This is a genomic window from Litoribacter ruber, from assembly GCF_018500185.1.
In the GTDB taxonomy this organism is placed as follows: domain Bacteria; phylum Bacteroidota; class Bacteroidia; order Cytophagales; family Cyclobacteriaceae; genus Litoribacter; species Litoribacter ruber.
Genome location: NZ_JAHBGI010000011.1, coordinates 128,107 through 152,160, shown reverse-complemented (window position 1 = coordinate 152,160; position 24,054 = coordinate 128,107). Strand labels below are relative to the sequence as shown.

General features: G+C 42.8%; 25 protein-coding genes. 13 read left to right on the top strand and 12 right to left on the bottom strand.

Going from position 1 to position 24,054, the window contains the following annotated elements; genetic code table 11:
• Positions 1–569: 569 nt before the first annotated feature.
• Positions 570–1,268 (bottom strand): hypothetical protein, encoded by a 699-nt coding sequence (locus KIH41_RS14845; RefSeq protein WP_213944206.1) that lies wholly within the window; start codon positions 1,266–1,268, stop codon positions 570–572.
• A gap of 247 nt (positions 1,269–1,515) precedes the next feature.
• Between KIH41_RS14845 and KIH41_RS14840 the strand changes: the two genes are divergently transcribed.
• On the top strand, positions 1,516–2,205 hold the full coding sequence (locus KIH41_RS14840; protein ID WP_214162884.1) for a DUF6089 family protein: 690 nt from the start codon (positions 1,516–1,518) through the stop codon (positions 2,203–2,205).
• A 308-nt stretch (positions 2,206–2,513) separates the two neighbouring features.
• The gene (locus KIH41_RS14835) at positions 2,514–3,188 is read left to right on the top strand and encodes a hypothetical protein (RefSeq protein WP_214162883.1); all 675 of its coding nucleotides are present in this window, start codon (positions 2,514–2,516) and stop codon (positions 3,186–3,188) included.
• Here KIH41_RS14835 and KIH41_RS14830 read toward each other — a convergent pair.
• The 7 genes from KIH41_RS14830 to KIH41_RS14800 form a co-directional block, all read right to left on the bottom strand.
• A complete protein-coding gene (locus KIH41_RS14830; protein ID WP_214162882.1) occupies positions 3,182–3,877 on the bottom strand; it encodes a hypothetical protein in 696 nt (231 codons plus the stop codon). The two genes, KIH41_RS14835 and KIH41_RS14830, sit on opposite strands and share 7 nt — an antisense overlap.
• A gap of 110 nt (positions 3,878–3,987) precedes the next feature.
• Complete coding sequence (locus tag KIH41_RS14825; protein ID WP_214162881.1) at positions 3,988–4,683, bottom strand: sugar transferase; 696 nt, start codon at positions 4,681–4,683, stop codon at positions 3,988–3,990.
• 4 nt (positions 4,684–4,687) lie between these two features.
• Complete coding sequence (locus tag KIH41_RS14820) at positions 4,688–5,893, bottom strand: polysaccharide biosynthesis protein (protein ID WP_214162880.1); 1,206 nt, start codon at positions 5,891–5,893, stop codon at positions 4,688–4,690.
• A 110-nt stretch (positions 5,894–6,003) separates the two neighbouring features.
• Positions 6,004–7,161, bottom strand: coding sequence for an aminotransferase class I/II-fold pyridoxal phosphate-dependent enzyme (locus KIH41_RS14815; RefSeq protein ID WP_214162879.1), 1,158 nt, complete (start codon positions 7,159–7,161; stop codon positions 6,004–6,006).
• Positions 7,162–7,422: 261 nt separating this feature from the next.
• A complete protein-coding gene (locus KIH41_RS14810) occupies positions 7,423–8,562 on the bottom strand; it encodes a BamA/TamA family outer membrane protein (protein WP_214162878.1) in 1,140 nt (379 codons plus the stop codon).
• Between the two features lie 230 nt (positions 8,563–8,792).
• On the bottom strand, positions 8,793–9,098 hold the full coding sequence (locus tag KIH41_RS14805) for a GxxExxY protein (RefSeq protein ID WP_317194961.1): 306 nt from the start codon (positions 9,096–9,098) through the stop codon (positions 8,793–8,795).
• Positions 9,099–9,319: 221 nt separating this feature from the next.
• A complete protein-coding gene (locus KIH41_RS14800; RefSeq protein ID WP_214162877.1) occupies positions 9,320–9,802 on the bottom strand; it encodes a GNAT family N-acetyltransferase in 483 nt (160 codons plus the stop codon).
• Between the two features lie 78 nt (positions 9,803–9,880).
• Here KIH41_RS14800 and KIH41_RS14795 point away from each other — a divergent pair, with 78 nt between their 5' ends.
• Positions 9,881–10,654 (top strand): type III pantothenate kinase, encoded by a 774-nt coding sequence (locus KIH41_RS14795; RefSeq protein ID WP_214162876.1) that lies wholly within the window; start codon positions 9,881–9,883, stop codon positions 10,652–10,654.
• A gap of 136 nt (positions 10,655–10,790) precedes the next feature.
• Here the strand turns inward: KIH41_RS14795 and KIH41_RS14790 are convergent, their stop codons facing one another.
• Positions 10,791–11,093, bottom strand: a complete 303-nt coding sequence (locus tag KIH41_RS14790; protein WP_214162875.1) for a DUF4286 family protein — start codon at positions 11,091–11,093, stop codon at positions 10,791–10,793.
• 91 nt (positions 11,094–11,184) lie between these two features.
• On the opposite strand from KIH41_RS14790, the gene KIH41_RS14785 reads away from it, so the two are divergent.
• The 9 genes from KIH41_RS14785 (at position 11,185) to KIH41_RS14745 (ending at position 19,721) form a co-directional block, all read left to right on the top strand.
• Positions 11,185–11,850 carry a carotenoid biosynthesis protein gene (locus KIH41_RS14785; protein ID WP_214162874.1) on the top strand — a complete coding sequence of 222 codons (666 nt, stop codon included), beginning with the start codon at positions 11,185–11,187 and terminating at the stop codon, positions 11,848–11,850.
• 286 nt (positions 11,851–12,136) lie between these two features.
• Positions 12,137–13,033, top strand: a complete 897-nt coding sequence (locus KIH41_RS14780; protein ID WP_213944219.1) for a MerR family transcriptional regulator — start codon at positions 12,137–12,139, stop codon at positions 13,031–13,033.
• Positions 13,034–13,249: 216 nt separating this feature from the next.
• Positions 13,250–13,762, top strand: a complete 513-nt coding sequence (locus KIH41_RS14775) for an RNA polymerase sigma factor (RefSeq protein WP_213944220.1) — start codon at positions 13,250–13,252, stop codon at positions 13,760–13,762.
• Between the two features lies 1 nt (position 13,763).
• Positions 13,764–15,260: a phytoene desaturase family protein gene (locus tag KIH41_RS14770; RefSeq protein ID WP_214162873.1), complete on the top strand. Its 1,497-nt coding sequence runs from the start codon at positions 13,764–13,766 to the stop codon at positions 15,258–15,260.
• Between the two features lie 3 nt (positions 15,261–15,263).
• A complete protein-coding gene (locus KIH41_RS14765) occupies positions 15,264–16,106 on the top strand; it encodes a phytoene/squalene synthase family protein (protein WP_214162872.1) in 843 nt (280 codons plus the stop codon).
• The gene (locus KIH41_RS14760; protein WP_214162871.1) at positions 16,106–16,831 is read left to right on the top strand and encodes a lycopene cyclase domain-containing protein; all 726 of its coding nucleotides are present in this window, start codon (positions 16,106–16,108) and stop codon (positions 16,829–16,831) included. The genes KIH41_RS14765 and KIH41_RS14760 overlap by 1 nt, the downstream gene beginning before the upstream one ends.
• A complete protein-coding gene (locus KIH41_RS14755; RefSeq protein ID WP_213944224.1) occupies positions 16,818–17,663 on the top strand; it encodes a 4-hydroxy-3-methylbut-2-enyl diphosphate reductase in 846 nt (281 codons plus the stop codon). Before KIH41_RS14760 ends, KIH41_RS14755 begins: the two co-directional genes overlap by 14 nt.
• A 2-nt stretch (positions 17,664–17,665) precedes the next feature.
• Positions 17,666–18,388 carry a fatty acid desaturase gene (locus tag KIH41_RS14750; protein WP_214162870.1) on the top strand — a complete coding sequence of 241 codons (723 nt, stop codon included), beginning with the start codon at positions 17,666–17,668 and terminating at the stop codon, positions 18,386–18,388.
• Positions 18,389–18,641: 253 nt separating this feature from the next.
• Positions 18,642–19,721, top strand: a complete 1,080-nt coding sequence (locus KIH41_RS14745; RefSeq protein ID WP_317194960.1) for an ATP-binding protein — start codon at positions 18,642–18,644, stop codon at positions 19,719–19,721.
• A gap of 109 nt (positions 19,722–19,830) precedes the next feature.
• On the opposite strand, the gene KIH41_RS14740 is transcribed toward KIH41_RS14745, so the two are convergent.
• The 3 genes from KIH41_RS14740 to KIH41_RS14730 all read right to left on the bottom strand — a co-directional run bounded on the left by KIH41_RS14740 (position 19,831) and on the right by KIH41_RS14730 (position 22,774).
• Complete coding sequence (locus KIH41_RS14740) at positions 19,831–21,402, bottom strand: Rne/Rng family ribonuclease (protein ID WP_214162868.1); 1,572 nt, start codon at positions 21,400–21,402, stop codon at positions 19,831–19,833.
• Positions 21,403–21,582: 180 nt separating this feature from the next.
• The gene (locus tag KIH41_RS14735; RefSeq protein WP_214162867.1) at positions 21,583–22,401 is read right to left on the bottom strand and encodes a tetratricopeptide repeat protein; all 819 of its coding nucleotides are present in this window, start codon (positions 22,399–22,401) and stop codon (positions 21,583–21,585) included.
• Between the two features lie 64 nt (positions 22,402–22,465).
• Positions 22,466–22,774: an HU family DNA-binding protein gene (locus KIH41_RS14730; protein WP_213944229.1), complete on the bottom strand. Its 309-nt coding sequence runs from the start codon at positions 22,772–22,774 to the stop codon at positions 22,466–22,468.
• 125 nt (positions 22,775–22,899) lie between these two features.
• On the opposite strand from KIH41_RS14730, the gene mutY reads away from it, so the two are divergent.
• Complete coding sequence (gene mutY / locus KIH41_RS14725; RefSeq protein WP_317194959.1) at positions 22,900–24,015, top strand: A/G-specific adenine glycosylase; 1,116 nt, start codon at positions 22,900–22,902, stop codon at positions 24,013–24,015.
• Positions 24,016–24,054 lie beyond the last annotated feature (39 nt).

Here is a 24,054-nt window from a genome sequence, read left to right as displayed (position 1 = left end):
GTGCACTGAGCGCTGAGAGAGAATTCCGCAATTGATGTAGTGTTCACTTCAATGCTGCAATCCTGCCATCTTCCCACTACCCACTTTCATCCCGCGCAGTGCCCAGCGCTCAGAGCGCAGTTAACTAACTAGCGCTCAGTGCACTGAGCGCTGATAAAGGAATCCGCAATTGATGGACTGTTCACTTCAATGGTTTATTCCTGCCATCTTCCCACTACCCACTATCATCCCGCGCAGTGCCCAGCGCTCAGAGCGCAGTTAACTAACTAGCGCTCAGTGCACTGAGCGCTGATAAAGGAATCCGCAATTGATGGACTGTTCACTTCAATGGTTTATTCCTGCCATCTTCCCGTTACCCACTTTCATCCCGCGCAGTGCCCATCAGGAGGCTTAATAGTTTAACGTAAGATATTCAATCATTAATCCCATAATCAGTCCCAGAGGATATAGAGCGAAGCTATATCATCTGGGACATTCAACCCTTCAACCAATTTCCAATCTTGTCGTCGCATCGCGATTTCTAACCCCCTAACCTAGGCCGCAGGCCGGCTAACCTTCTAAACCACGAATTAATAATCAAACGAAAACATCTTCCTCACTTTGAACTGCACATTCATCGGATAATCATCAAAGCGGTTGTACCCGGTGTGTCCGTCAATATCATCCCTTAATGTAATCAAAACCGTGCCCTCTAAGGCAAAGTCTAACTGGGGACGGAAGCGGTAGGATATGCCTGCCCGGGCGGGGAAGGTGGCTATGACCATGTCGTTGTTGACATTTTGGGATTCACCGTTGACCATGATGTCATAATCTCCCATGATTCCCATCACACCCACACCAATACCACCATAGATATTCACCTGGCTACGGTTGATGTGGCGCGGTCCACCTACAAAATTGAAGACAGGCATGAAATCAAAGTAATAAATCTGCCCTTCAAAATGGTAGGCATTGCCCTGCTCTCCCATCCGGACTTTTCTGGCTTCATCAGCGTTGAAGTTCCCTTCCATCTGCTGAAAACCTATGGTCCCACGGAGGGATACAGCAGGGGAAATATTTCTAGCCAGAGAAACCGATGCAGCCGGATGTAGGGAAAATCCCGCTCTTCTAAAGGCACTGGAATTATCCGCATAGGTCCATCCAGGCCCCACGCCTACCTCCACAGCCCACGGCCTGTCAAGTGATTGGAAATTGAAGTTCTGGGCCAATACGGCCTGAAATCCCCCAATGAAAAATAGGAGGAATAGGGGTAAAAATCTTGCTTTCATATGATAATGGTCTAAAAGTAACTAGTAAAATGAATACAAAAAAAGAGCCATATTTGAATTGTTTAGAGGGTTATCTCCCGATAACCGCTTTGCGGATCGGGAGGGTTAGGATGTTAGAGAACCGTGGGAAGGTTGAACTTCTGATGGCGCTGGGTCCAAAAGGAAATTGGCAGCAGGCATCATTGCGGATAATTAAGAATTTATTATATTTACACCTATAACAATCAATAATTCAAACTTTTTGGTTATGAGAGCATTTTTTATAGTTTTTTTATGCTGCCTCTGCCACCTATCTTATGGACAGGCATTCAACAGGAATTTATCGTTAAGGGGCAACTCCACGGTTTCTATTGGTTCGGGACTCGGTGTGATGGCCGGTGACAATACCGGCGGGATCAGAAGGAATATCACCAATTTCCTTCCCCCAGTTTCGCTTTCTTATGCAAGACAGTTAAACTCCACCTTGGACCTCAGGGCCACCGTGGGCGGTCAAGTAATCGGTAGCAAACATGCTATTGTGTATGAAAACTTTTTCCCCAATTGGATAGAGAATGGCTATGCCCTTTCTTTCACCGGCAGGACATATTTTGCCGACATCATGCCAGTGGTATATCTATTTTCCAATTCCCCCTACGAAGCCATCAGGAGCGATATCAATGTGTATGCGGGAGCGGGATTTGGCTACCTTACCGTCTTCCGAAGCCAAAACATGGTAGGGGAAACCACAAGGGAAGATGTGCAAACCTCCACCCCATATATCCCTCTAAGGCTTGGAGTGAGCCGCCAGCTATCCCCATTTTGGAACATGAGCCTGGAAGGCAGTGCTTTTATAACCTTCTCCGACTACTTGGACGGCAATGCCGGTACCAACACCAGAAATGACCATTTTATCCAAGCCCAACTTATGCTTACCAGGTATTTATCCAGGTATAGATGAATTGGTTTAGAAGCCTGCCTGAGCAGACAGGTTTATGTCCGCTCTCGGCCTCCCCTGGGAGGTAAACTGCGCCTTGAGCGAGACGGTTTAGGGGCCTGCGGCAAAGGCAGGTTTAGTTGATGAAGACCTGCTAGATGGTACTATTAAGCCTCTTTCAGAATTACAAAGCTTTTCCCTTTAAGAGACACTTGCTGCTAACTATTGGAAAAGGGGAGCTCCAGTCTGTAGTAGCTATTGTCCCCTCGCGCTAAACCCCTAGACCAATTTGGTAGGAGGTTTGCAGAAGAAACAGTAAAAAAGAGATTCTGATGAAAAAAAATCTTTGGATATTGTTTTTTCTAACCTGCCTGAATTTGGATGGTTTAGCCCAGGGCTACAGCAATAAAACCCCTCGGCATAGCCTTTTTTTTGCCGCCGGCCCAGGCTTCATGTATGCGGATAACGGCGGAAGGCTCTCCATGCTGGACTTCAAAACAAGGCCGACCTTTGACGCGGGATACATTTATCATTTAACCCCAAAACTGGGCATACGGGCAACTCTCGGCACCCAATGGCTGCAGAGCAATACCCAAGTGCCGGATCGGACAATTGAGAAATGGGGGGAAAGAAACCAGGCTTTTGCCTTTTCCGGTAACGCTTACTATTTTGATATAATGCCTGAAATTACCATCGGAGACCCCTATAAAAAATCACCGAACCGCTTTTACGGGGGTGTCGGAATGGGAGTTTTGCAGGTGTATAGAACCCAGCAAACGCTCATCGCCGAAAATATCATAACAAAGGATGCCTTTACCCAAACGGCCTATTTCCCTATCAGGTTTGGTTACCTTAGGCAGCTCAACTTAAACTGGTCTGCTGGCGCCGAAGGGTCGTTTTTCTTCACACTTTCAGATGATTTGGACGGAAATGTGGGCTATAACACTTTTGGAAACGACTATCTGTTTCAATTCAAGCTCGCCATTCGAAGAACCCTTTATCAATAATCAAAGGAGAAAAGCTTTCTTAATTTAAATTTGAAGGTCAAAATATGGTCATCGATGCTGTTGTTATTGGTCCGCCCATCTATGTTGTTGGAAAAAGTGAATAACAGGCCGGCCTCCAGGGAGGCTTCATATAGTGGCAAAAACCTATACGACATCCCAGTTCGAAGTGGCAAAATTGGCGTCAAGAAATTGTTTTTGCGTTTTTGATTTCCTGAACCTGTCTGGATCTGATTGTCGGTCAACACCATCATGGCCCCAACCCCCAGACTTGTGTACATGTTGATATGGGATCGGCTATTGATGAAAGTGCGATTCAGGTATTTTATCTCAGGAGCAATATCCGCAAAAATCGTATACCCGTAAAATTGGTAAGCCTGATCGTTGAGCCCCATGGCCAGTCTTTCTTCCCTAGACACCAACGCCTCACCCAATACTTTTTGATAGCCTACTGTTCCCTTCAAACCCAGATTATTTCTGATGTTTCTGGTTAGACCAAGTGATCCCCCAAAGGTAGGTCTGAAAGTTAACTGGTCATCAAAAGGAAATGAATTGTCGGCCAGCACAAATGAGGCCCCTGCCCCAATTTCGGCAGCCCAAGGCCTATCGGGACTTTTGTAGTTGAAACTTTGTGCTTGAGCCTGGACAAGGCACAGACTGAAGAAAGACAGAAGAAGGAAAAAATGCTTCATAGTAATAATGGCTGGGTAATAAGTTCAGCGCAAAAAAAGTTAGCGCTCCTCTCATCTATTGCAAAAAACCTTCCAATAATTACTTTTTACCAGCAAAAAATTCCAATTATTTAGGCTGTTGCCATCATGTAAGCAGGCCGGGGAAGTGTCTTAAAGCTTTTATAAATCAGACTCTTATCCTCATTAAAAATAGAACACAGTGTCAGAAACAGAATCTTGTTGTCAGTTGAAAAAGAAACGTTTTTCTGATACCACATCTCCAATTCCCCTTTATAAGGATAAATCTGGTTGACATAAAATTCCCAAACATCCTCCCCCCGCTCCTTTACATCGGTAATGAGTTGCTCCTCATTGCTGAAAATGATCGAGCCGATCCCTGTCAAACCTGGAGGAAGATTGTAGATGACACTTTTTACTTCCTCAGGATATTGGTCAAAACTTTTCTTCATAACCGGTCTTGGGCCGACCAGACTCATTTGGCCTAATAGAATATTCAAAAGCTGGGGAATTTCATTGATTTTGGTAGACCTGAGAAAGGGCCCAAGGGGGGTCATGCGGGGATCTTTTGCTGTCGTAATGATGCCGCCTGCCATGTTTGGGCTGTCCTTCAGCATGGTAGCAAATTTGTAAATGAAAAATGGCCTGTTGAACTGCCCGATTCTTTCCTGTTTATAAAAAACATAGCCCTCGCCGGTGAGGCGTAGGGCAATGATGATCGGTACCAATAAGGGTAAAAACAAAAGGAGCGTCACCAGTGACACCGTGATATCAAAAGTTCTTTTCATAAACAGATCAAAGGATCCCATACAATTACATTTGCTGATCTAAGGATTTTCCGGTTTCCACATGGTTGAAATCCCCCATATGAAGGGCAAGAAGGTTTACCAAGTCCGCTTTCTCCGCATTGGTGCAGTCCAGAAGTTCGCGGATCTGGTTAAGAACATTGACGATTTTGCCCATTTCAACCTGGTTGTCATTTCTGATTATGCCCAGGCCTTTGAAAGCCGAATCGTTGATAATATCCAATGGCGAATAAAACTCCTCTACCAACTTTTCCCCCGTGGTGTGGGATGGAAAGAAGTAAACGGGATATTCGGAGCTTGAAGGCACATAATCTTTTGCTTCTGCCTCAGAATGACACGTTTTTATATTTAATCCAAGCTCTTTTATCAATGCTTCGGTGATGGATTTGAAGGAAACGAGCTGATTTTCGTTCAGTTTTGGGAAAAACACATCCCCGCTCTGTCCAAAAATTGTCGCCAAAAGACACAGCTGGCCACTTTCCTGCTGGGAAAGAAAATACCTTTTGATGTCTTCAGGACAGGACAAAGGCTGGTTGTTTTTAATTCTATAAATATAACCATCCAACAGGCTACCATTGCTGAAGGCAACATTGGCAAACCTTGCGGTGGTGATTTTAAATTCATGCTGGTAGGCCAACAGGATATTTTCCATCAGCTTTTTGCTGGCACCCATGATATTGATGGGGTTGGCGGCTTTGTCGGTGGACACGCAAAAGAAATGCTTTGGCGGTCTGAGGCTCAAGAGTTCCAAAAGTTTTTTGGTCTTAAACACATTGTTGTCCAGCATGGCCTCTATTGCAAAAATATCCTTTTCGCTTCTAACATGCTTGTGGGCGGCAAAATTGGCGATGATGTCAAACTTGCTTTCTCTCAGGTAAAGTTTCTGAAATGCCAAAGAGCCAAAGTCCATGGGGTAGGTCTTGTAGGCATCCGGCACATTCAAGCATGGCGTGCTGCGAAGATCCCGGGTGAGTTCGGTCAGCCCGTTTTCGTTGATGTCCACCACAAACAATCGGCTAGGGGAAAACTCCAATGCCGCCTTGATAAATGCTGAACCGATGGTACCTGCGCCACCGATGACTAGTATTGATTTGCCTTCAATTTCCTTACGGAGCAGCGGTCTCTTGCTTTCAAAATCCTCTGAGAAAAAACTCCGCTCTCTTTTTGTAATATGTTTGTCAATAAACTCCTCTACACGTAAAAATCCTACCATAACAATTCCATTGTATTAATAAATTCATTTGTGAGATAAAGAAGAATAAAAATTTAGATATTCAAAAGTAAAAGCGATTATTTTATTGAGAATTAAAATATAATTTCCAATCAGAAGTGATTCACTCCTAGAAATTCTTTTATTTTACCAATAACATGAATTATTTGACTCTCTGTAATGCCCACTGAACAGGGTAAACTCAGGGCTTTTTTATACAGAAGGTCGCTCTGATCTTTACCTGAAATATAATGCAGAGTGCTGTGCATAGGAAGCTGGTTCATCGGCACCCAAAGTTTCCGGGTTTGGATTCCCTGCTTCTGTAAAAAAGCCTGAAGGCCAGCAGGATTTTCTAATAGAATGGTAAAAAGCCAATCGTTGCTATCAACCTTTGGCGAGATTCTTTGGAAAGATATCTCTGTAACATCCTTCAAGCCAACCCTGTAGGCTTCCGCGATTTCTTTTTTCCTCGATAGGTGGGAGGAAAACTGTTCGGCCTGTGCCAGCCCAATGGCAGCAAGCACATTCACCATGCGGAAATTATAGCCTGTCTCATCATGGGTGTACTCTTCGGAATGGGACTTTGCTTGATTGATCAGATGCTTCAACTTTGCGGCATCTGCAGGGTTTTTGCAAACCACCATTCCCCCACCGCCGGTGCTGATTATTTTATTTCCGTTGAAACTAAAAACTCCAAAATCTCCAAATGTGCCTGCATGCTTTCCATCAAAAGTACTTCCCAAAGCCTCAGTACTGTCTTCCACTATTTTAAGATGGTGCTTTTTTGCAATCTGAAGCAACCTCTCCATATCCCCCATGTTACCCAGCACATGAACGGGCATGATGAAAGCAATTTTTCTCCTGGTTAGGTTGTAATAGATGCCAACCCCTGCTTCATCCTCAATTTTAAAGGTCTGAGTTTCCAAAAACTCTTCAAGAATATCCAAGTCAAGCTGCCAGCATTCTTGATCCACATCCATTAGAATGGGTTGTCCACCTGCATGGTGGACAGCATTGGCCGTAGCCACAAAAGTCAAATTGGGGATGATCACATGTTCTCTATCTTTCAGCCCGCCAACTTTCAATGCCAACTGCAGTCCTACTGTGCCGTTGACGCATGCGACCGTGTTGGGGTATCCTACAATTTGGCTAATCGCATTTTCAAATTTCCCTACAAAATCCCCAGCTGAAGATATCCAGCCAGTGTCCAGGCATTCCTTAACATATTCCAATTCATTGCCGGCAAGATATGGAGTTGAAAGTGGTATCATGGTTTAGGTTATTTAAACCACAGAGAACTAGAGGCTCAGAGCGTAGAAACGAATTCAAAATTAATTCTCTGCGTCCTGCGCGTCTCCGCGGTTATTTTAATTTTCTTTGTGTGTCTTAGCTTCTTTGCGGTTAATTTCAACACATTAGTTATGAACCCTCAAAGTACAAAATCCTTTCTCTGTAGTTCTCCGCGACTCCTCTGTGGTTTTATTATATTTATAATTTTTCTTTGCGAACCTTAGCTCTCTTTGCGGTTAATTCTAAATCACCTCATTCAATCCGAAATAGAAAGCTCTTTGGTCCCCATAGGCCAAGTCAAGCCGGATATTGAGGCCTTCGGAATTGAGGCGGTAGCGGAAGCCGACCCCGGCCCCGTAGCGCATTCGGGAAAAGCTATAGGTGGAAAACCTGTCGGCCACTTGCCCGGCACTGCCGAAAGCTACCATTCCTAGGTTTCTATACACTTTGAAGCGGTACTCGGCCTGCTGCACCATCGCCAAATTGTCCCGGTACCGCCCTTCAAAATACCCCCTCATCAGGTCACTGCCCCCTATCAAACTCACATGCTGAAAGGGAGGGCCTCCCGTAGTGAAACTCCACCAGCTCTGCAGGGCCAACACGTTTTGGTTTTTGAAGCCCACGTATTTTCTGAAATCTACATCAAATTGGTCAAATGTGAAATTACTTCCCAAAAATGGTTGAAAGGTCATGTAGGAAAACTGGTGAAAGCTGCCCCTAGTGGGCTGAAAGATATTGTTTCTGGAATCCCAGTTGACCTTCAAGCCCAATCCGGAAAGCCTTTGTCCAGCCGATCCGGGCACCAATCCCCGGTCCAAGATTCCCTCCTGCTCCTTTTCATAAATGTCGTCTGCCCTGAATTCATACCTTGGTCCAACATAAAGCCTAGGCAACACCTCCCTTTCGTAATTCAGATGCATGTAGAAATAGCGGGTAGCATAAAACTCCTCCTGTTCGGCAGGCAAGTCATTACCGATTCCATAAAACTTGAAGGGATAATCTGTTAGTTCTATTCGGGCATTCAGAAAGTCCCGGTTTTCGTTGAGCCAATAGTTAAGTTCTCCGGTGAGGATAATTTGGCGGTTAAGAGTATATAGAAAAGTAATGGGTAGCGTGCTGGGTCTTACAATCCCAGAAGTATCGCTTTGGTGCCGAAATACGCGGATGGCCCTTACGCCCAGTCCCAGGCTTGTTTCCGGGGAGTAGGTGACGGCCGGGATAAAGCTCCACTTTTCCCCGCTCACAAACCCCACCACGCCATCGGCCGCGTCAAAAAGCTTCTCAAACACCTTCCCCCTACTCTCCCTTCCCTCGACAGGTTCAGATTGGGCACAAACACTCAAAGGCACAAGAAAAAATGCCCACAACAAAAACTTCCTCATGCGCAAAAATAAAATTAATTACGTTGACGCAATAAGTTTTTCAATAAATCACAACGTCGCACAAAGTATTAAAAACAAGTCGCACAAAGTTTTATATATTATTCTTAACCCAAGAAGCGGTTTTAATAGAATGTCAAATGAATTTACAAATCCTCGAGATCTGTTTAAAGAACAAACCTTTTAATACCGTTTTTGAGGGACCTTTCATTGAAATTAATCAGCAGTCCAATTTAACACTGGATTAACCTTAAGTAGGTTAAAATCTGGGAGGTGTGGATATCTTTCAAGCTGTCTATAGATTTAATTTCTACAACAACTTTATTTTCAACTAGAAGGTCTAACCTGTAACCTGCTTTAATCTCTAAGTCAAAATAAAGAAAAGGCAAAATTTTCTGTTTTTCAACAGCTATACCCGCTTTTGAAAGCTCATAATACAAACATTCCTCGTATGCACTTTCAAATAACCCTGGCCCTAAATGCGTATGGACTTTATAAGCACAGTCTAATACTGCTTTGGCAACAATCTCTGTCTCCATAAAAAAATCAGTTGAGAAAAAACATCTATAATAAAAAAAACACCTACCTGAAGTGGTTGACTTCAACTAAATTAAGAAATTATTTTTTCATAATTATACATGCTTTTTAATATTTCCCAAAAGTTAAACTGTATGCGCCTTCATCGTAACTTTGTGCGACTTAGTGACCAACTTTGTGCGACTTAGTGGACAATTTACTAAAGTGCCCGTTGTGCCCCTTTCTAACTTTTCCTCAACAACTCTTCAATCTCCTCGGATTGCAGGTGGCAGTTGAACCAGCCGCCTTCCATGTAGGTGCTGTATTTTTCGTAGAAATTGATCGCGGGGGCGTTCCAGTCGAGGACCTGCCACATCATGCCGGTGCAGTTCTTCTCAAGGGATTTTTGGAGCACTGCTTCAAACAAGAGCTTGCCTGCGCCTTTTCCTCTTTCCTTTTCGGTCACAATGTAATCCTCAAGATAAAGTCTTTTGCCCTTCCAGGTGCTGTACCTATAATAATATATGGCCGTACCGATGATTTCGCTGGTCTCATCTTTGATGAGAACAAAAAACCCAAATACCGGGTTGTCACCAAAACCGTCCTTTTCCATCATTTCGACGGTGTTGGTCACTTGTTCAGGGGCCTTTTCGTAAAGGGCGAGTTCCTGAATAAGCTCAAACACCCTCGGCAAATCTTCTTTTTTTCCTTCTCTGATCGTATACATGGCGCTGAAGTTAATAAAAATGAAGAAAGATGCATGGGTTTTATATCTTTATGTCTTTGGATCTGAAAAATTAACTACATGTTTTTAGCAATTGATATAGGAAACTCGAACATCGTGTTCGGGTTTTACGATCAGGAAAATAGAAAATGGAAGGCTGAATTGAGGGTAGAAACCAGGCCCGGCCTTTTGGTTTCATCTCTACAGGAAAAAGTGCACCTCTATTTTTTAGAGAAAGATTTTCATGTAAGCGATATTGAGGAGATTGGTGTAAGTTCGGTGGTGCCGGAACTCAATGTCACCATCATAGAATTCTGCAAGTCTTTCTTGGGAAGGGAGCCCTATATCATTGCAGGAAAAAGTTACGACAACCTCAAGGTCAGCGTGGCCCGACCTGATGAAATCGGCACCGACCTCATGGCCAATGTCACCGCCGCATATGAAAAATACAAACAGGCCACTATCATTGTAGACTTTGGAACCGCCTTGACATTTACCATTGTTTCAGCTTCCGGCGAAGTGATGGGAGTCAACATTGTCCCAGGGATCAAAACAGCCATCAAGAGCCTTTTCAACAATACCGCAAAACTTCCCGAGGTCGACTTGGAGTGGCCGGAGTCGGTAATCGGAAAGGGAACCGTCCACTCCATTCAGGCCGGTATTTTATATGGATACACCGGTTTGGTAAAGGGAATGCTGGCTGATATTCAAAACGAACTCGCTGATATGGATTTCAAGATCGTCGCCACGGGAGGACTGTCGTCGATTTTGGTCAAACTTGAAAGTGAATTTGACGAGGTGGACAGGAATTTAACCTTGGAAGGGATCAGGTTGATTACAATGGGGAATAAGTAAAAATGGTACCAAGTACAAAGTACCAGGTACCAAATATTTGCGGCGGCAATGCTGGGCCACTGCGTGGGTTGTACCGGAAAGTAGTTCTAAAGCCTAGGTCCACAGATTTGAAGAACCGTAAGTTTTATGGGTATCCTTAAACAGATTCCAGCAAGGACCTAAATACTACATATTTGCCATCATATCTCTTCTTAACTTCTTCCTGAAGCTTTGTGGCAAATTCAGTTTGGTATTGCTGTATTCTGTCAATGCTTTCCGCAAAATATTGAACTGAATAATTAACACCACCATCCTCTGTTTCATGTAGCAGTCGGTAAAACTTATATTCCACAAACATTCCCGTGGCCATGACATCTGGAATGTGCTCACTTTTCATCCAGTCTAGCCATTCATTTTCAACATCCGTGTCAATATTTACAGTTACGCTATATAGTATCATAAATTATATATTTGATTCTAAATTTTAACTTTATAACAAAGATAGGGGAATTGGGTTATCCAATGAACCCTTTTTATCAGGTTTAAAAAATATGCCCCTTTCAGAAGTTAAGTTCACCAGCCGCCCAGTTTTGAAGAATTTGGGTCTTTGGAAAATCATTACCGTTTTACTTTATGGTGTTGGAATCATTGGAATGTCCATACCGGACCTTCGTCCGATATTCCAGTTCCTGACACCATTTCACCTGGCCATCAGCACATTTTCCCTCCTGCTTTTTCATGCCGGTTGGAACAAAAACTTTATCGTATTTGCTATCGGAACATTTTTGATCGGCTTTCTAGCAGAAGTGTTGGGCGTGCAGACAGGCATCCTGTTTGGCGAATATATTTACGGTCCGGTGCTGGGAATTCAACTCTGGGGAGTGCCCCTAATGATCGGGGTCAATTGGTTTTTATTGACCTATCTGACAGGAAATTTGGCTGAGCGCTACATTGCCAATGATTTTTTGGCAGCCTTAGGTGCAGCATTTATGATGGTGGGCTTGGATATTTTAATTGAGCCAGTGGCAGTGGCTTTGGATTTCTGGCAATGGGAAGGCGGTGTCATTCCTATCAGCAATTATCTTGGCTGGCTAGGTGTGGCATTTTTGTTACAGTTGTTTTACAAAAAGGCACAATTTCCTAAACAAAATCCCCTCGCTATGACTTTACTTTTAGCAATGACATTCTTTTTCGGAGTGTTAGCAATTATCCTGTAATGGAAACCTTACAGAATTTTACATGGTTTTATCATCGGACATAATAGCAATTTGGCCTAATAAAATAATATATCAGATGAAGCTTAGGTTAAGGCACTCAAACTTAAATACCTATAAGTGGTAATAAAAAAGTATTATTTCAAGTCTTGCTTAATAAAACAAGCAAGCTCAATAATTCTCATTTTTTTTTATAAAATTTATCTCTTCATTAATCTATTCTCTTCAAAGGTGAAGTCGGTAGTGGAAGGATCATAAAGGAAGGATCAATAATTTAATCAACATCATAGTGAGTACATATTCGATAAAAGATCTGGAACAGCTGTCGGGCATCAAAGCCCACACGCTCAGGATATGGGAGCAGCGGTACAACCTGCTTAGTCCTAAAAGGACGGACACCAATATTCGATTTTACGATGATGATGATCTAAAATTGATCCTCAATGTAGCCCTCCTCAATGAGAACGGCTATAAAATCAGCAAGATTGCCAAAATGAGCATGGAGGAAATGCGAGAGGAGGTATACAGCCTTACCAAACGTACCATCACCCATGAGGACCAGATCTACGCCCTTACCATCAGCATGGTGGAAATGGACGAGGAGCGGTTTGACAAAATTCTTTCGACCAATATTTTAAAGATCGGTTTTGAGCAAACCATGATCTACATCATCTACCCTTTTCTGGCCAAAATAGGCATCCTCTGGCAAACGGGGGCCATCAACCCCTCGCATGAGCATTTTATAAGCAATTTGGTCAGACAGAAACTAATCGTGGCGATAGATGGACAGATGTATAGGGACAGCGGAAAAAAATGGTTATTATTTCTGCCTGAGGGAGAACTACACGAAATTGGACTATTATTTGCGGCGTATATAATTAAGTCTAAGGGACACAAGGTCATTTACTTAGGCCAAAGTACACCAAATGATGATTTGTTGTCGGTTTATAACATTCATAAACCTGATTTTTTACTGACCATTGTCACCACATCACCGAGCAGTGAGTATGTCCAAGATTATGTTGAGGCATTGTGTGACAGGTTCCAAAAATCGCAAATCCTGCTTACTGGATTTCAAGTCTTGAATCAAGATTTAAAAATCCCGGAAAATGCCAAAGTGTTTAAGCACATCCGGCAGATTAAAGAGCTTTTAGAGGATCTTGAAACCGTCGGAGAGAATAAGTAACCGCTTACCATACACTTGACTTTGCAAGCAGGAATATTTCGTATTCCTGCTTTTTTTGTTTTATGCCCTAATGGCATTTATAAGGCATTTTTATTAGGAAACAACAGATTATCAAAAATTTTTCTGCAAATTTTCCTACTCACTATTGGATGTTTGTTTAAACTTTACTACCTTTACTTAAACAAAACCATTAAACACCACGTAAACTACTACACCATGACAACACTAGAATTCAGCTACTCACTACACAAGATGTCCAAATCACTGAAGCCTTTTGCCCTGAAGTTGACCAGAGATATGGATGATGCCAATGACCTGATGCAGGATACCATCGTCAAAGCGTTTACCAACAAGGATAAGTTTACGGATGGCACCAATCTGAAGGCATGGTTATATACCATCATGAAAAACACCTTCATCACCAATTACCAGCGCATGATCAGAAGGGGAACTTTCGTAGATACCACTGATAATCTTCATTACATCAACTCTGGGGACAGTCTGATTGAAAATGGGGCATATGGTGATTTTGCGATGGAGGACATTCAAAGCGCTATTGCTAAGCTAGATGATGTGTATAAAACACCATTTATGATGCATTTTAGAGGTTTTAAATACCACGAAATAGCAGATAAGTTATGTATACCAATTGGAACTGTTAAAAATAGAATCCATATTGCTAGGAAGATCCTAAAAGAAGAACTCAACGTATATAAGAATAAAAATTAGTATGGTAAAAAACCAAGTAGTAGTGATCGGAGCCGGTTTTGCCGGATTATCTGCCGCTACTCATTTAGCCCATCAGGGTTATCAGGTGACCTTGTTGGAAAAAAACGGAACCCCCGGCGGACGAGCTCGCAAGTTCGAGGCCGAGGGTTTTATTTTTGACATGGGGCCAAGCTGGTATTGGATGCCGGATGTGTTTGACAAGTATTTTTCATTCTTTGGAAAAAAAACGTCTGATTATTATGACCTCATCAGGTTAGACCCCTCTTATTCAGTTTTTTTCGGGGATAGGGACCGTATGGATGTACCTGCTTCTCTGGCTGAGCTAATGGAGATCTTCGAAAGCATAGAACCGGGAAGTGCCAAGCAACTTGAGCTATTTTTGGAGCAGGCTGCATACAAGTATCAGGTCGGCATACAGGACTTTGTCTACAGGCCTAGTAAGTCCATGATGGAATTTACCCAGGTATCTCTAGTTAAAGATCTAGTCAAACTGGACCTGTTCCAGTCCATGTCAAAACACCTCAGAAAATATTTCAAATCCCCCAGAATCCTCCAGTTGCTAGAGTTTCCAGTGCTTTTTCTTGGGCAAACTGCAGAAAAAATTCCAGCATTATATAGTTTGATGAACTATGCCGACATTAAGCTCGGCACATGGTATCCCATGGGTGGCATGCATGAAATCATCGCCGCCATGGTTTCACTTGCTGAGGAAAAGGGCGTAAACATCATTTATAACGCAGAAGTCGATTATATTGAAACCAAAAATGGTCAGGCAACTGCGGTAGTTTTAAAGGATGATTCCCGTCTTGAATTAGAGGTTCTCATTGGCGGAGCGGATTACCACCATGTGGATAGGCACCTTTTACCACCCAATTTAAGCAACTACCAGGCAAATTATTGGAATAAGCGCGTGATGGCGCCATCGAGTCTGATTTTCTATCTGGGAGTGGATAAAAAACTCAAAGGTCTGCACCACCACAACCTCTTCTTTGATGAGTCCCTGAGTGAGCACGCAGATGCTATCTATACCCGTCCACGTTGGCCAGAAAAGCCATTGTTTTATGTCTGTGCCCCGTCGGTCACGGACCCAAGCGTGGCACCGGAAGGCAAGGAAAACCTGTTTGTATTGATCCCATTAGCACCAGACCTTCAAGATGATGAGGAAACCAGGGAAAAATATTACCACATGGTAATGGAGAGGCTGGAAAAATATATTGATGAACCTGTTAGAAAACATATTGTCTATAAACGCAGTTATGCTCATACAGACTTCAGCAAGGACTATCACGCCTTTAAGGGCAATGCATATGGACTTGCTAACACACTGACCCAAACCGCCTTTTTAAAGCCTACTTTAAAGAACAAGAATTTAAACAACCTTTATTATACCGGACAGCTAACTGTTCCCGGCCCTGGGGTACCCCCTTCCTTGATATCAGGGGAAGTGGTGGCTAGGGAAGTAATGAAGGACTTTAAAAAAACACCAGTAACTATTTAGGCTATGGATGCGATCAAACTCTTTGACTCTACTTCTTTGGAGTGCAGCAAACTTATCACGCAGCGGTACAGTACTTCTTTTTCATTGGGCATCAAATCTCTGGACAAGATATTTCATGAGCCCATTTATGGCATATATGGTTTTGTCAGATTTGCTGATGAGATTGTGGACACCTTTCACGATAAAGATCGAAGAAAATTACTGGATACCTTTAAGGCTGAAACATACAAAGCAATTGAGGAAAAGATAAGCTTCAACCCAGTGCTGCATGCATTTCAGCTGGTCATCCACAAGTACGATATAGGGCTAGATTTGGTAGAGGCTTTCTTGAAGAGTATGGCCATGGACTTGGAAGATTTGGTGTATGACAAGGCCACCTACGAGGAATACATCTATGGCTCAGCAGAAGTTGTGGGTTTGATGTGCCTGAAGGTATTCTGCAAGGATGACCCGAAACAATACAAAGAACTAAAAGGCTATGCCTGCAAGTTGGGTGCAGCCTTCCAAAAGGTAAACTTCCTTCGGGACATGAAGAGCGATTTTGAGGAAAGAGGCCGCGTTTATTTTCCAGGTTTGGAATACAGCAAATTCAACGAACTCGCCAAAACCCAAATAGAAGAGGATATAGAAAAAGATTTTCAGGAAGCTTTGATCGGAATCAAAAAGCTACCTGAAGGAGCACGAACTGGGGTGTACCTGGCCTACAAATATTACCGCTCGCTCTTCAATAAAATCAGGGACTGCAGTCCGGAAACAATCTCCTCGATGCGGGTGAGAATTCCGAATTCCAGGAAATTGTCATTGTTAGTGGGAACCTACTTCGGTACAAAATTAGGCCTTGAGTGATGGAAAAGTATCTTTATCTTGCCATAAACCTTCTGACTATTTCGGTGCCTTTGATCCGCTCATTTGAGCCAAGGATTAATTATGCCAAAAAATGGAAAGCTTTATTTCCTGCCTTAATCCTGACTGGGGCAGTTTTCATCATATGGGATCATTTTTTCACTGAGATCGGGGTTTGGGGTTTCAATTCCACCTATTTGGTTGATTTGTTCGTCTTCTCTCTGCCAATAGAGGAATGGATGTTCTTTTTCACCGTTCCTTTTGCCTGCATATTTATATATGAAGTACTGAATTATTTTGTGCCTAAAGACTATTTCAAAAATTTCAGCCAGCCATTGACGCTGGTTTTGATTGCCGCATTTCTTATGATAGGATTGTGGAATTTGGACAAATGGTACACTAGCTTGAATTTTCTGTTTGCAGCTATGGTGCTGGGAGCACATTTGGCTTTCTTTGGAAACAAGCACTTGGGGAGATTTTATATGGCTTACCTTATCCATCTGATCCCTTTCTTAATAGTAAATAGCATATTGACCGGCACTTGGATAGAAAATCCGATAGTATGGTATAATAATGCCGAAAACCTGAGTATCCGACTGGGAACCATCCCCGTGGAGGACATCGTTTATTCTATGAGCCTTCTATTGATGAATATTTCCCTTTATGAGATGTTCTTAAAAAAAGTTGACCACCCTGTAATTACAGAGAAATTGTATGTTAAATCTTAAGGTAGACATAGACAAGCATTCAGGCTTTTGCTTTGGGGTGGTATACGCCATTGAAATGGCGGAGGCGATCTTGGAAGAGGAGGAGTATCTTTACTGCTTAGGTGACATTGTGCACAACGATGAAGAGGTACATAGGCTTGAAAAGAAGGGACTGAAGATCATCACCCATGAGCAACTCAAGGAGCTCCAAGGCGAAAAAGTTCTCATCAGAGCCCATGGGGAGCCACCCTCCACCTATCAACTTGCCCTTCACAACAATTTGACGTTGATAGACGCCAGCTGTCCAGTAGTGCTGAAGCTACAAAACAGGGTAAAAAATTCCTTCGACAAGTCTGAAAAGATTTACATCTATGGCAAGCCAGGCCATGCGGAGATTGAAGGGCTTTTGGGCCAGACCTCCAATGAGGCGGTTGTATTTCAGGATTTGGATGAGCTGGATATCGCCACACTTCCGAAAAGTATTACTTTATATAGCCAGACCACAAAAAGTACAGACAAGTTCTACGAGATCCACAAAATGCTGCAAGAGCGCGGCATTCAGGTCAATTTCAATGACACCATCTGCCGTCAGGTTTCCAACAGAGACAAAGAACTGCGTGAATATTCTAAAAAATTCGATCAGATCGTCTTCGTGAGTGGCACCAAATCTTCCAATGGTAAGGTCTTGTACCACGTCTGTAAAAACACCAACCCTAATACGCACTTTATTTCCAATATAGATCAACTCGACCCTTCATGGTTTTCAGACAACCAAAGTGTGGGTATCTGTGGGGCCACTTCTACGCCCATGTGGCTGATGGAAGATGTGAGGGAAAAGCTTCTTACCTTTTGATCATGAAAACTTATGAGCACAAAAGAGTTGACCCTACCGGTGTGATCATTGCCTTGTCCATAATCTTCTTATGGACCGGCTCTCTTGCGCTTTTGCTACAAGTCGAAATAAATTATGCTAACCCCTTAGTGTATTTGGCAATTTTGATTCAGATGCATTTATATACCGGGCTCTTTATTACTGCCCACGATGCCATGCATGGGGTGGTGAGCAGTAATAAAAAATTAAATCATGCCATCGGTTTCTTCTCTGCATTGCTTTTCAGCTTCAATTTTTACCACCGCCTTTACCCCAAACACCACGAACATCATAAGCATGTAGCCACTGATGATGATCCCGACTACCACCATTCTGGAAACTTTTGGCGCTGGTATTTATCATTTATCACGACCTATGTAAATATTTGGCAAATTCTGATGATGGCCATTACCTTCAATGTGCTCAAGCTGTTTTTTCCTGTTGAGAACCTGGTGTTATTCTGGATGCTTCCTGCCATCATTTCTACATTCCAATTATTCTACTTTGGAACCTACATTCCCCACAAGGGCGAGCACAACAACAAACACAAATCAGGCAGCATGAAGGGAAACCACGTGTGGGGTTTCTTGAGCTGCTATTTTTTTGGATACCACTACGAGCACCACGACAGCCCCGGCACCCCTTGGTGGAGGTTGTGGAGGTTGAAAGAAACCACAGAGGAGTCTCAGAGTCCTCAGAGAAATTGATTCAATTTTCTATTTTAATGTGAAGATTCTTCATCCCCTCGGAAAAGCAGGTTTATGACCTAATTCTAAAAATTAGGCCTAAATTTTAGAACGTAATCGAAATATTAGGCCTAATTTTTAGAACATAATCGAAATATTAGGCCTAAATTTAGGAATATGTGGTGAATGTTTTGTAAATTCACTTTTAAATCAATGAATTATGGTCCCTCGAAAGCTCAAAGAAAGAATAATCGCCTCTTGTTTTAAAAAGAAGGTGATTATATTATTAGGGGCAAGGCAAGTTGGTAAAACCACTTTGCTCCGAGAGGTAGTGAAGGAATTGGATGTACCTTACGCATGGTTAAATGCCGATGAGGCGGATGTTTTGGAAGCCTTTACTACTGCGGCAACCAGCTCACAGTTATTACAACTGATGGGTTCAACAAATAAACTGGTCATCATTGATGAGGCACAGCAGATTCCTGAAATCGGCAAAAAGCTCAAGCTGATTTTTGATACAAAACCTGACTTACAAATCATCGCAACGGGATCTTCAGCCTTCGAACTGCAGAATAACACGGCTGAACCTTTGACAGGGAGAAAAAAGACATTCCACTTGTTTCCCCTCAGTTACCAGGAAACCATAGAGGGTAGCTCCTTAATGGAAGCCAAAAGACTGCTGGATACACGACTGGTGTATGGGTTTTATCCGGACGTGGTCAATAATCCCGGAAGTGAAAAAGATATCCTCATTGAAATAGCCCAAAGCTATCTCTACAAAGATGTCTTGCAGCTTGAAAACATCAGAAAACCTAGCCACTTAGAGAAACTTTTGCGGGCCTTGGCTTTTCAGGTAGGCAGTGAGGTCAGTCATTATGAGTTGTCCCAAACTATAGGAAACATTGATACAGCCACTGTTGAAAAGTACTTGGACCTACTGGAAAAAGCCTTTGTAATCTACAAGCTTCCGGCATTCAGCAGAAATCTAAGAAATGAAATCAAGAAGGGCAGAAAATATTACTTCTATGATAATGGAATCAGGAATGTCTTGATCAGTAATTTTACTATACCAGAAATGAGGCAGGACAAAGGTGCGCTATGGGAGAATTTTCTGATTTCTGAGCGGTTAAAAAATAATTCCTACAATGGAAAGCATGTAAATTCTTACTTTTGGCGCACCCATGACAGGGCAGAAATTGACTACATCGAAGAGACGGATGGAGTCCTGAATGCATTTGAATTCAAATGGAAAGAGCAGAAGGCTAGATTCCCTGCCTCCTTTCTTCAAGCCTATCCCGACCATACAACTTCCCTAATAAACCGGGCGGGATTTGAAGATTTTATTGGGGTATGAAATTTAAAACGATGGATGCGGAAAAAATGCGCTCGATAAGAGCTCCGTTATTAAAAACTTCGCGCCTTCCCGCCTTTGTGGCTATTGAAAACATAAAAAAAGCGAGACCTTATTCGGCCTCGCTTTTTACTTGAAGTTCTATTGCATCTCCTGCTTCATCCAGGAATTTGTACTCCGTCACTGGTAGTGAGGAATCTTTGATCAATTTCACCCATTTGAAATACTTAAAAAACCACTTGACCCTCTTGGATACTATACCGTGGGTAAAGTATGCGTACAGATAAGGGTGCAAGCCTATTTTGATATCTGGATGGTTTTGGTTTGAAATCATGTAATCAAGGTCTTTTTCCAGTTTATCCGCCACCAAAATGGAGGCTTGGATTTTACCGGTGCCGTTACAAGATGGACAGGTTTCCTTGGTAACAATATTCATCTCAGGTCTCACCCGTTGTCGTGTGATCTGTAAAAGACCAAACTTGGTAAGGGGTAGGACGGTGTTTTTTGACCTGTCAGACTTCATTTCTTCCTTCATGGCTTCATAGATGGCCTTTTTGTGGTCGGCCCTTTTCATATCTATAAAGTCGATGACGATAATGCCTCCCATATCCCGGAGGCGAAGTTGTCTGGCAATTTCTTTGGCAGCTACCAGGTTGGTTTTAAATGCTGTTGTTTCCTGGTCACTTTCTTGATTGGACTTATTGCCACTATTGACGTCGATGACGTGCAGGGCCTCTGTATGTTCTATGATCACATAGCCCCCTTGGGGTAAACTTACAGATTGTCCGAAAAGACTTTTGATTTGCTTTTCAATTCCAAAACTTTCAAAGAGCTTAGCTTTTCCGTTGTAAAGCTTAACAATTTTTTCCTTTTCAGGGGCGATAGACTTAATATAAGATCTAATCTGATCATAAATTAACTCATCCTCCACCGTGATTGCGTCGAATGATTCGTTGAGCAGGTCCCTTATGATCGAGGATGCCATGCTCATTTCTCCTATTACCTTGTCCCTGGGCTTGGCTTTGGCCAGCTTGGCCATGCCTTCTTCCCAACTGGTGAGCAGGTTTCTCAAGTCCTTGTCCAATTCGGTAACCGATTGGCCTTCTGCCACAGTGCGGATGATTACTCCGAAATTGGCAGGTTTGATGGACGTGATCAATCTGGCTAGTCTTCTTCTTTCTTCTGCGCTTCGGATCTTTTTGGATACGTTGACGGAGTTGGAAAAAGGCACCAATACGAGATAGCGACCGGCTAAGGAGAGCTCACAGGATAGTCGCGGACCTTTCGTTGAGATCGGTTCCTTCACAACCTGAACTAAAATTTGATTGTTTTTAGAAAGGACTTGGGAAATTTTTCCCAGCTTTTCTATTTCAGGTTCTGGATCAAACCCTTTTAAATTGTAGCTGGTGTAATTATTATTCCGCACCATTTTGATGTACTTGCTCAGGCTCTTGACCTGTGGGCCAAGATCCTGGTAATGCAAGAAGGCATCTTTCTCGTATCCTACATCAATGAAGGCCGCATTTAGCCCACTGACGATTTTACGAACGGTGCCCAGATAAATATCACCAACCTTGAACTTGGAGTCGTCTTCTTCTGTGTGAAGCTCCACCAGGCTCTTGTTCTTTAAAAGAGCTATTCGACTACCGTTTTGAGCAGAATCGATTAATAATTCCGTACTCAAATCGTGTCTCCTTTCTTATGTTAATGAACGTTTGGTTTAAAAACTCAAAAAGAAGAAGTAGTTACTACTTCTTCTTATGTCTGTTTTTTCTAAGTCTTTTCTTACGCTTGTGCGTAGCGATCTTATGTCTCTTTCTTTTTTTACCGCAAGGCATAGTCTTGTTGATTTTAAGTGTAACAATTATATTCTATCCAAGTAGTTTTCCACACTGTTGAGGATCATAGAATCCTGGGTCATGCTTTTGACTAACTCAAATTGTTTTTTCGCTTTGTTTTTCTGCTTGGATTCAAAGTAGCTTACCCCTAAGTAAAACTGCCCCTGAATATGCTCAGGATGATAACTGACCAAATCCTCAAATCGTTCGGCTGCTCTTTTATACTGGCCCGACTGCATAGACAGCACGCCCATATTGAAGAGAGCAGATTCGTTTTGCGGATCCTGTTCCAAAATCTCCCTCAGCATGCCTATTGCCTGCATGGGGTTTTCCGATGTCACATAAGTCATCGCCACTTTGGTCTTCAGATCCAATCTTTCAGGATGTTGCTCCAATACCTTATTAAGGTAATCTTGCGTTTTGCCTGCAAGGGTGTTGATCTTCTCCTGGTTCATGGCAAAACCGTAGGCCTCATAATAGGCATTTCCGGCTTTTTCCCACCTAGCGGGTGCAGGAACTTTATCGGCAGCTTGGGCATAATAATATGCCGCACTATCGTATTTTCCCGAACTTGCATAAAGCGAGCCAATTGAATCTGCAAATATAGCAAAATTTTCTTTATTTTCCTCAACTTCCATTTTTGACCTCAATTCCGCTACCTGATCGTAATCTACGGCCTTGGCGTTGGGGTTGTGCATCTCTTCGGCAACTGGCGCTTCGGCGGCGGCGGTATTTTCTACCGACTGCCCTTCCTCGGCATTGTCTACCACTACTCTAGGCAGGGTATACAATCCGGCCACTAAGGCCACTCCGGCTGTCAAAACGATGATTTGCGATTTTTTCATGAATAGGGGGAGGATAAAGAATTGTGGCCATGGGTGAGATGGCCACAAGGCATTTTATGGCTTCCTACTCCTGAGGAGCCAATTCTTTTACTTTCTTGCTGTTTTTGATTTTGTCAATAAACACTTTAGATGGCTTGAAAGCCGGAACATAGTGCTCATCGATTACAATTGCCGTGTTTTTGGAGATATTACGGGCAATTTTTTTGGCTCTTTTCTTATTGATAAAGCTTCCAAAACCTCTGACATAAATGTTCTCTCCTTCTGACATGGAGTCTTTTACTACTTTGAAAAATGCCTCAATAGTTTGAGTCACATCGTCCTTCTGGATTCCGGTCTTATCCGAAATCTTTGTGATTACCTCTGCTTTAGTCACCTTCTGTTTAATTTAAATTAAGTATTATCTAATAAGCTAATAACCTATTAACCAACTCATTTTGGGATTGCAAATTTATACCAATGATTACAATATAAAAACAAATTCAGGAAAATTAGCGTCATTTGTTTAACGTAAAGTCATTCCCTAAATTTTCAAAAGTTTTGAATTTCAAGCATTTCACTAGGCAGCTTCTACATTGGTACCCCCAAAACATGCGCGATCTGCCTTGGCGCAACACCCAAAATCCATACATCATTTGGCTTTCCGAAATTATTCTTCAACAAACCCGTGTGGTTCAAGGCCTCCCCTATTTTGAAAGTTTTCTGGAAAAATACCCAACAGTTCAGGATTTGGCCAAGGCCCCACTCGACGATGTCCTACGCCTTTGGCAGGGATTGGGATACTATAGCCGCGCGCGAAACCTCCACCACTGTGCCATTCAGGTAAGTGATGAATTCAATGGCCAATTTCCCGATAATTATAAAGATCTGTTGAAACTCAAAGGTGTGGGAAGCTATACAGCCGCCGCCATCGCCTCTTTTGCCTACAGGGAAAAAGTCGCCGTGGTAGACGGGAATGTTTTCAGGGTACTGGCCCGCTACTTTGGAGTAAGCGAGGATATTTCTTCGCCCAAGGGCAAAAAAGAATTTGAACGCCTAGCCAATGAGCTGATTCCCGCAGACCAGCCTGATGAATTCAACCAGGCCATCATGGAATTTGGCGCCCTCCAATGCACCCCTAAAAACCCTGATTGCTCCAGTTGCCCTTTGCAGGAAAACTGCCTTGCATTCCAAAACGACCTGATTGGCGAGTTGCCCGTCAAAAAGGGGAAAGTGAAGGTACGAACCAGAAATTTTGTTTACTACGCCATATCCTGCGGGGAAAATCTGATGATGAAAAAAAGGGGCGGACAGGATATCTGGGAAGGACTCCACGATTTTCCTCTTGAGGAAATAGAGGAGCTGGATGATTTTGAACTGGCCAGCTCCAAATATTACCGGGAATTGGAAGCCATAAGCGCCTCAGTTCTCTACGAGCCCGAAATCAAATACCGTCATATTCTTTCCCATCAAAGAATTTTTTCAACCTTTGTGGAGATCAAAGTTCAAAAGGATTCCCTCTCCCAACTCGTAGAATTGGGGCAAAAACATGGCTGGAGGCTGCTTTCGGCCAAAGAGGTGGAGGAGCTGGGCAAACCCAAACTCATTGTAAACTATTTGAACGATCAGAATATTTGACTAAATTGAAGAAAAACTTTTTGTTCATCATTTAAACAT

Excerpts from the sequence above, each read along its gene's own strand:
- KIH41_RS14760 (WP_214162871.1), top strand. The coding sequence starts at position 16,106 with ATGGAAAAGTATCTTTATCTTGCCATAAACCTTCTGACTATTTCGGTG.
- KIH41_RS14800 (WP_214162877.1), bottom strand. The coding sequence starts at position 9,802 with ATGTATACGATCAGAGAAGGAAAAAAAGAAGATTTGCCGAGGGTGTTT.
- KIH41_RS14750 (WP_214162870.1), top strand. The coding sequence starts at position 17,666 with ATGAAAACTTATGAGCACAAAAGAGTTGACCCTACCGGTGTGATCATT.
- KIH41_RS14790 (WP_214162875.1), bottom strand. The coding sequence starts at position 11,093 with ATGATACTATATAGCGTAACTGTAAATATTGACACGGATGTTGAAAAT.
- KIH41_RS14795 (WP_214162876.1), top strand. The coding sequence starts at position 9,881 with ATGTTTTTAGCAATTGATATAGGAAACTCGAACATCGTGTTCGGGTTT.
- KIH41_RS14805 (WP_317194961.1), bottom strand. The coding sequence starts at position 9,098 with ATGGAGACAGAGATTGTTGCCAAAGCAGTATTAGACTGTGCTTATAAA.
- KIH41_RS14815 (WP_214162879.1), bottom strand. The coding sequence starts at position 7,161 with ATGATACCACTTTCAACTCCATATCTTGCCGGCAATGAATTGGAATAT.
- KIH41_RS14825 (WP_214162881.1), bottom strand. The coding sequence starts at position 4,683 with ATGGGATCCTTTGATCTGTTTATGAAAAGAACTTTTGATATCACGGTG.
- KIH41_RS14785 (WP_214162874.1), top strand. The coding sequence starts at position 11,185 with ATGCCCCTTTCAGAAGTTAAGTTCACCAGCCGCCCAGTTTTGAAGAAT.
- KIH41_RS14735 (WP_214162867.1), bottom strand. The coding sequence starts at position 22,401 with ATGAAAAAATCGCAAATCATCGTTTTGACAGCCGGAGTGGCCTTAGTG.
- KIH41_RS14845 (WP_213944206.1), bottom strand. The coding sequence starts at position 1,268 with ATGAAAGCAAGATTTTTACCCCTATTCCTCCTATTTTTCATTGGGGGA.
- KIH41_RS14755 (WP_213944224.1), top strand. The coding sequence starts at position 16,818 with ATGTTAAATCTTAAGGTAGACATAGACAAGCATTCAGGCTTTTGCTTT.
- KIH41_RS14835 (WP_214162883.1), top strand. The coding sequence starts at position 2,514 with ATGAAAAAAAATCTTTGGATATTGTTTTTTCTAACCTGCCTGAATTTG.
- KIH41_RS14775 (WP_213944220.1), top strand. The coding sequence starts at position 13,250 with ATGACAACACTAGAATTCAGCTACTCACTACACAAGATGTCCAAATCA.
- KIH41_RS14830 (WP_214162882.1), bottom strand. The coding sequence starts at position 3,877 with ATGAAGCATTTTTTCCTTCTTCTGTCTTTCTTCAGTCTGTGCCTTGTC.
- KIH41_RS14770 (WP_214162873.1), top strand. The coding sequence starts at position 13,764 with ATGGTAAAAAACCAAGTAGTAGTGATCGGAGCCGGTTTTGCCGGATTA.
- KIH41_RS14820 (WP_214162880.1), bottom strand. The coding sequence starts at position 5,893 with ATGGTAGGATTTTTACGTGTAGAGGAGTTTATTGACAAACATATTACA.
- KIH41_RS14840 (WP_214162884.1), top strand. The coding sequence starts at position 1,516 with ATGAGAGCATTTTTTATAGTTTTTTTATGCTGCCTCTGCCACCTATCT.
- KIH41_RS14765 (WP_214162872.1), top strand. The coding sequence starts at position 15,264 with ATGGATGCGATCAAACTCTTTGACTCTACTTCTTTGGAGTGCAGCAAA.
- KIH41_RS14810 (WP_214162878.1), bottom strand. The coding sequence starts at position 8,562 with ATGAGGAAGTTTTTGTTGTGGGCATTTTTTCTTGTGCCTTTGAGTGTT.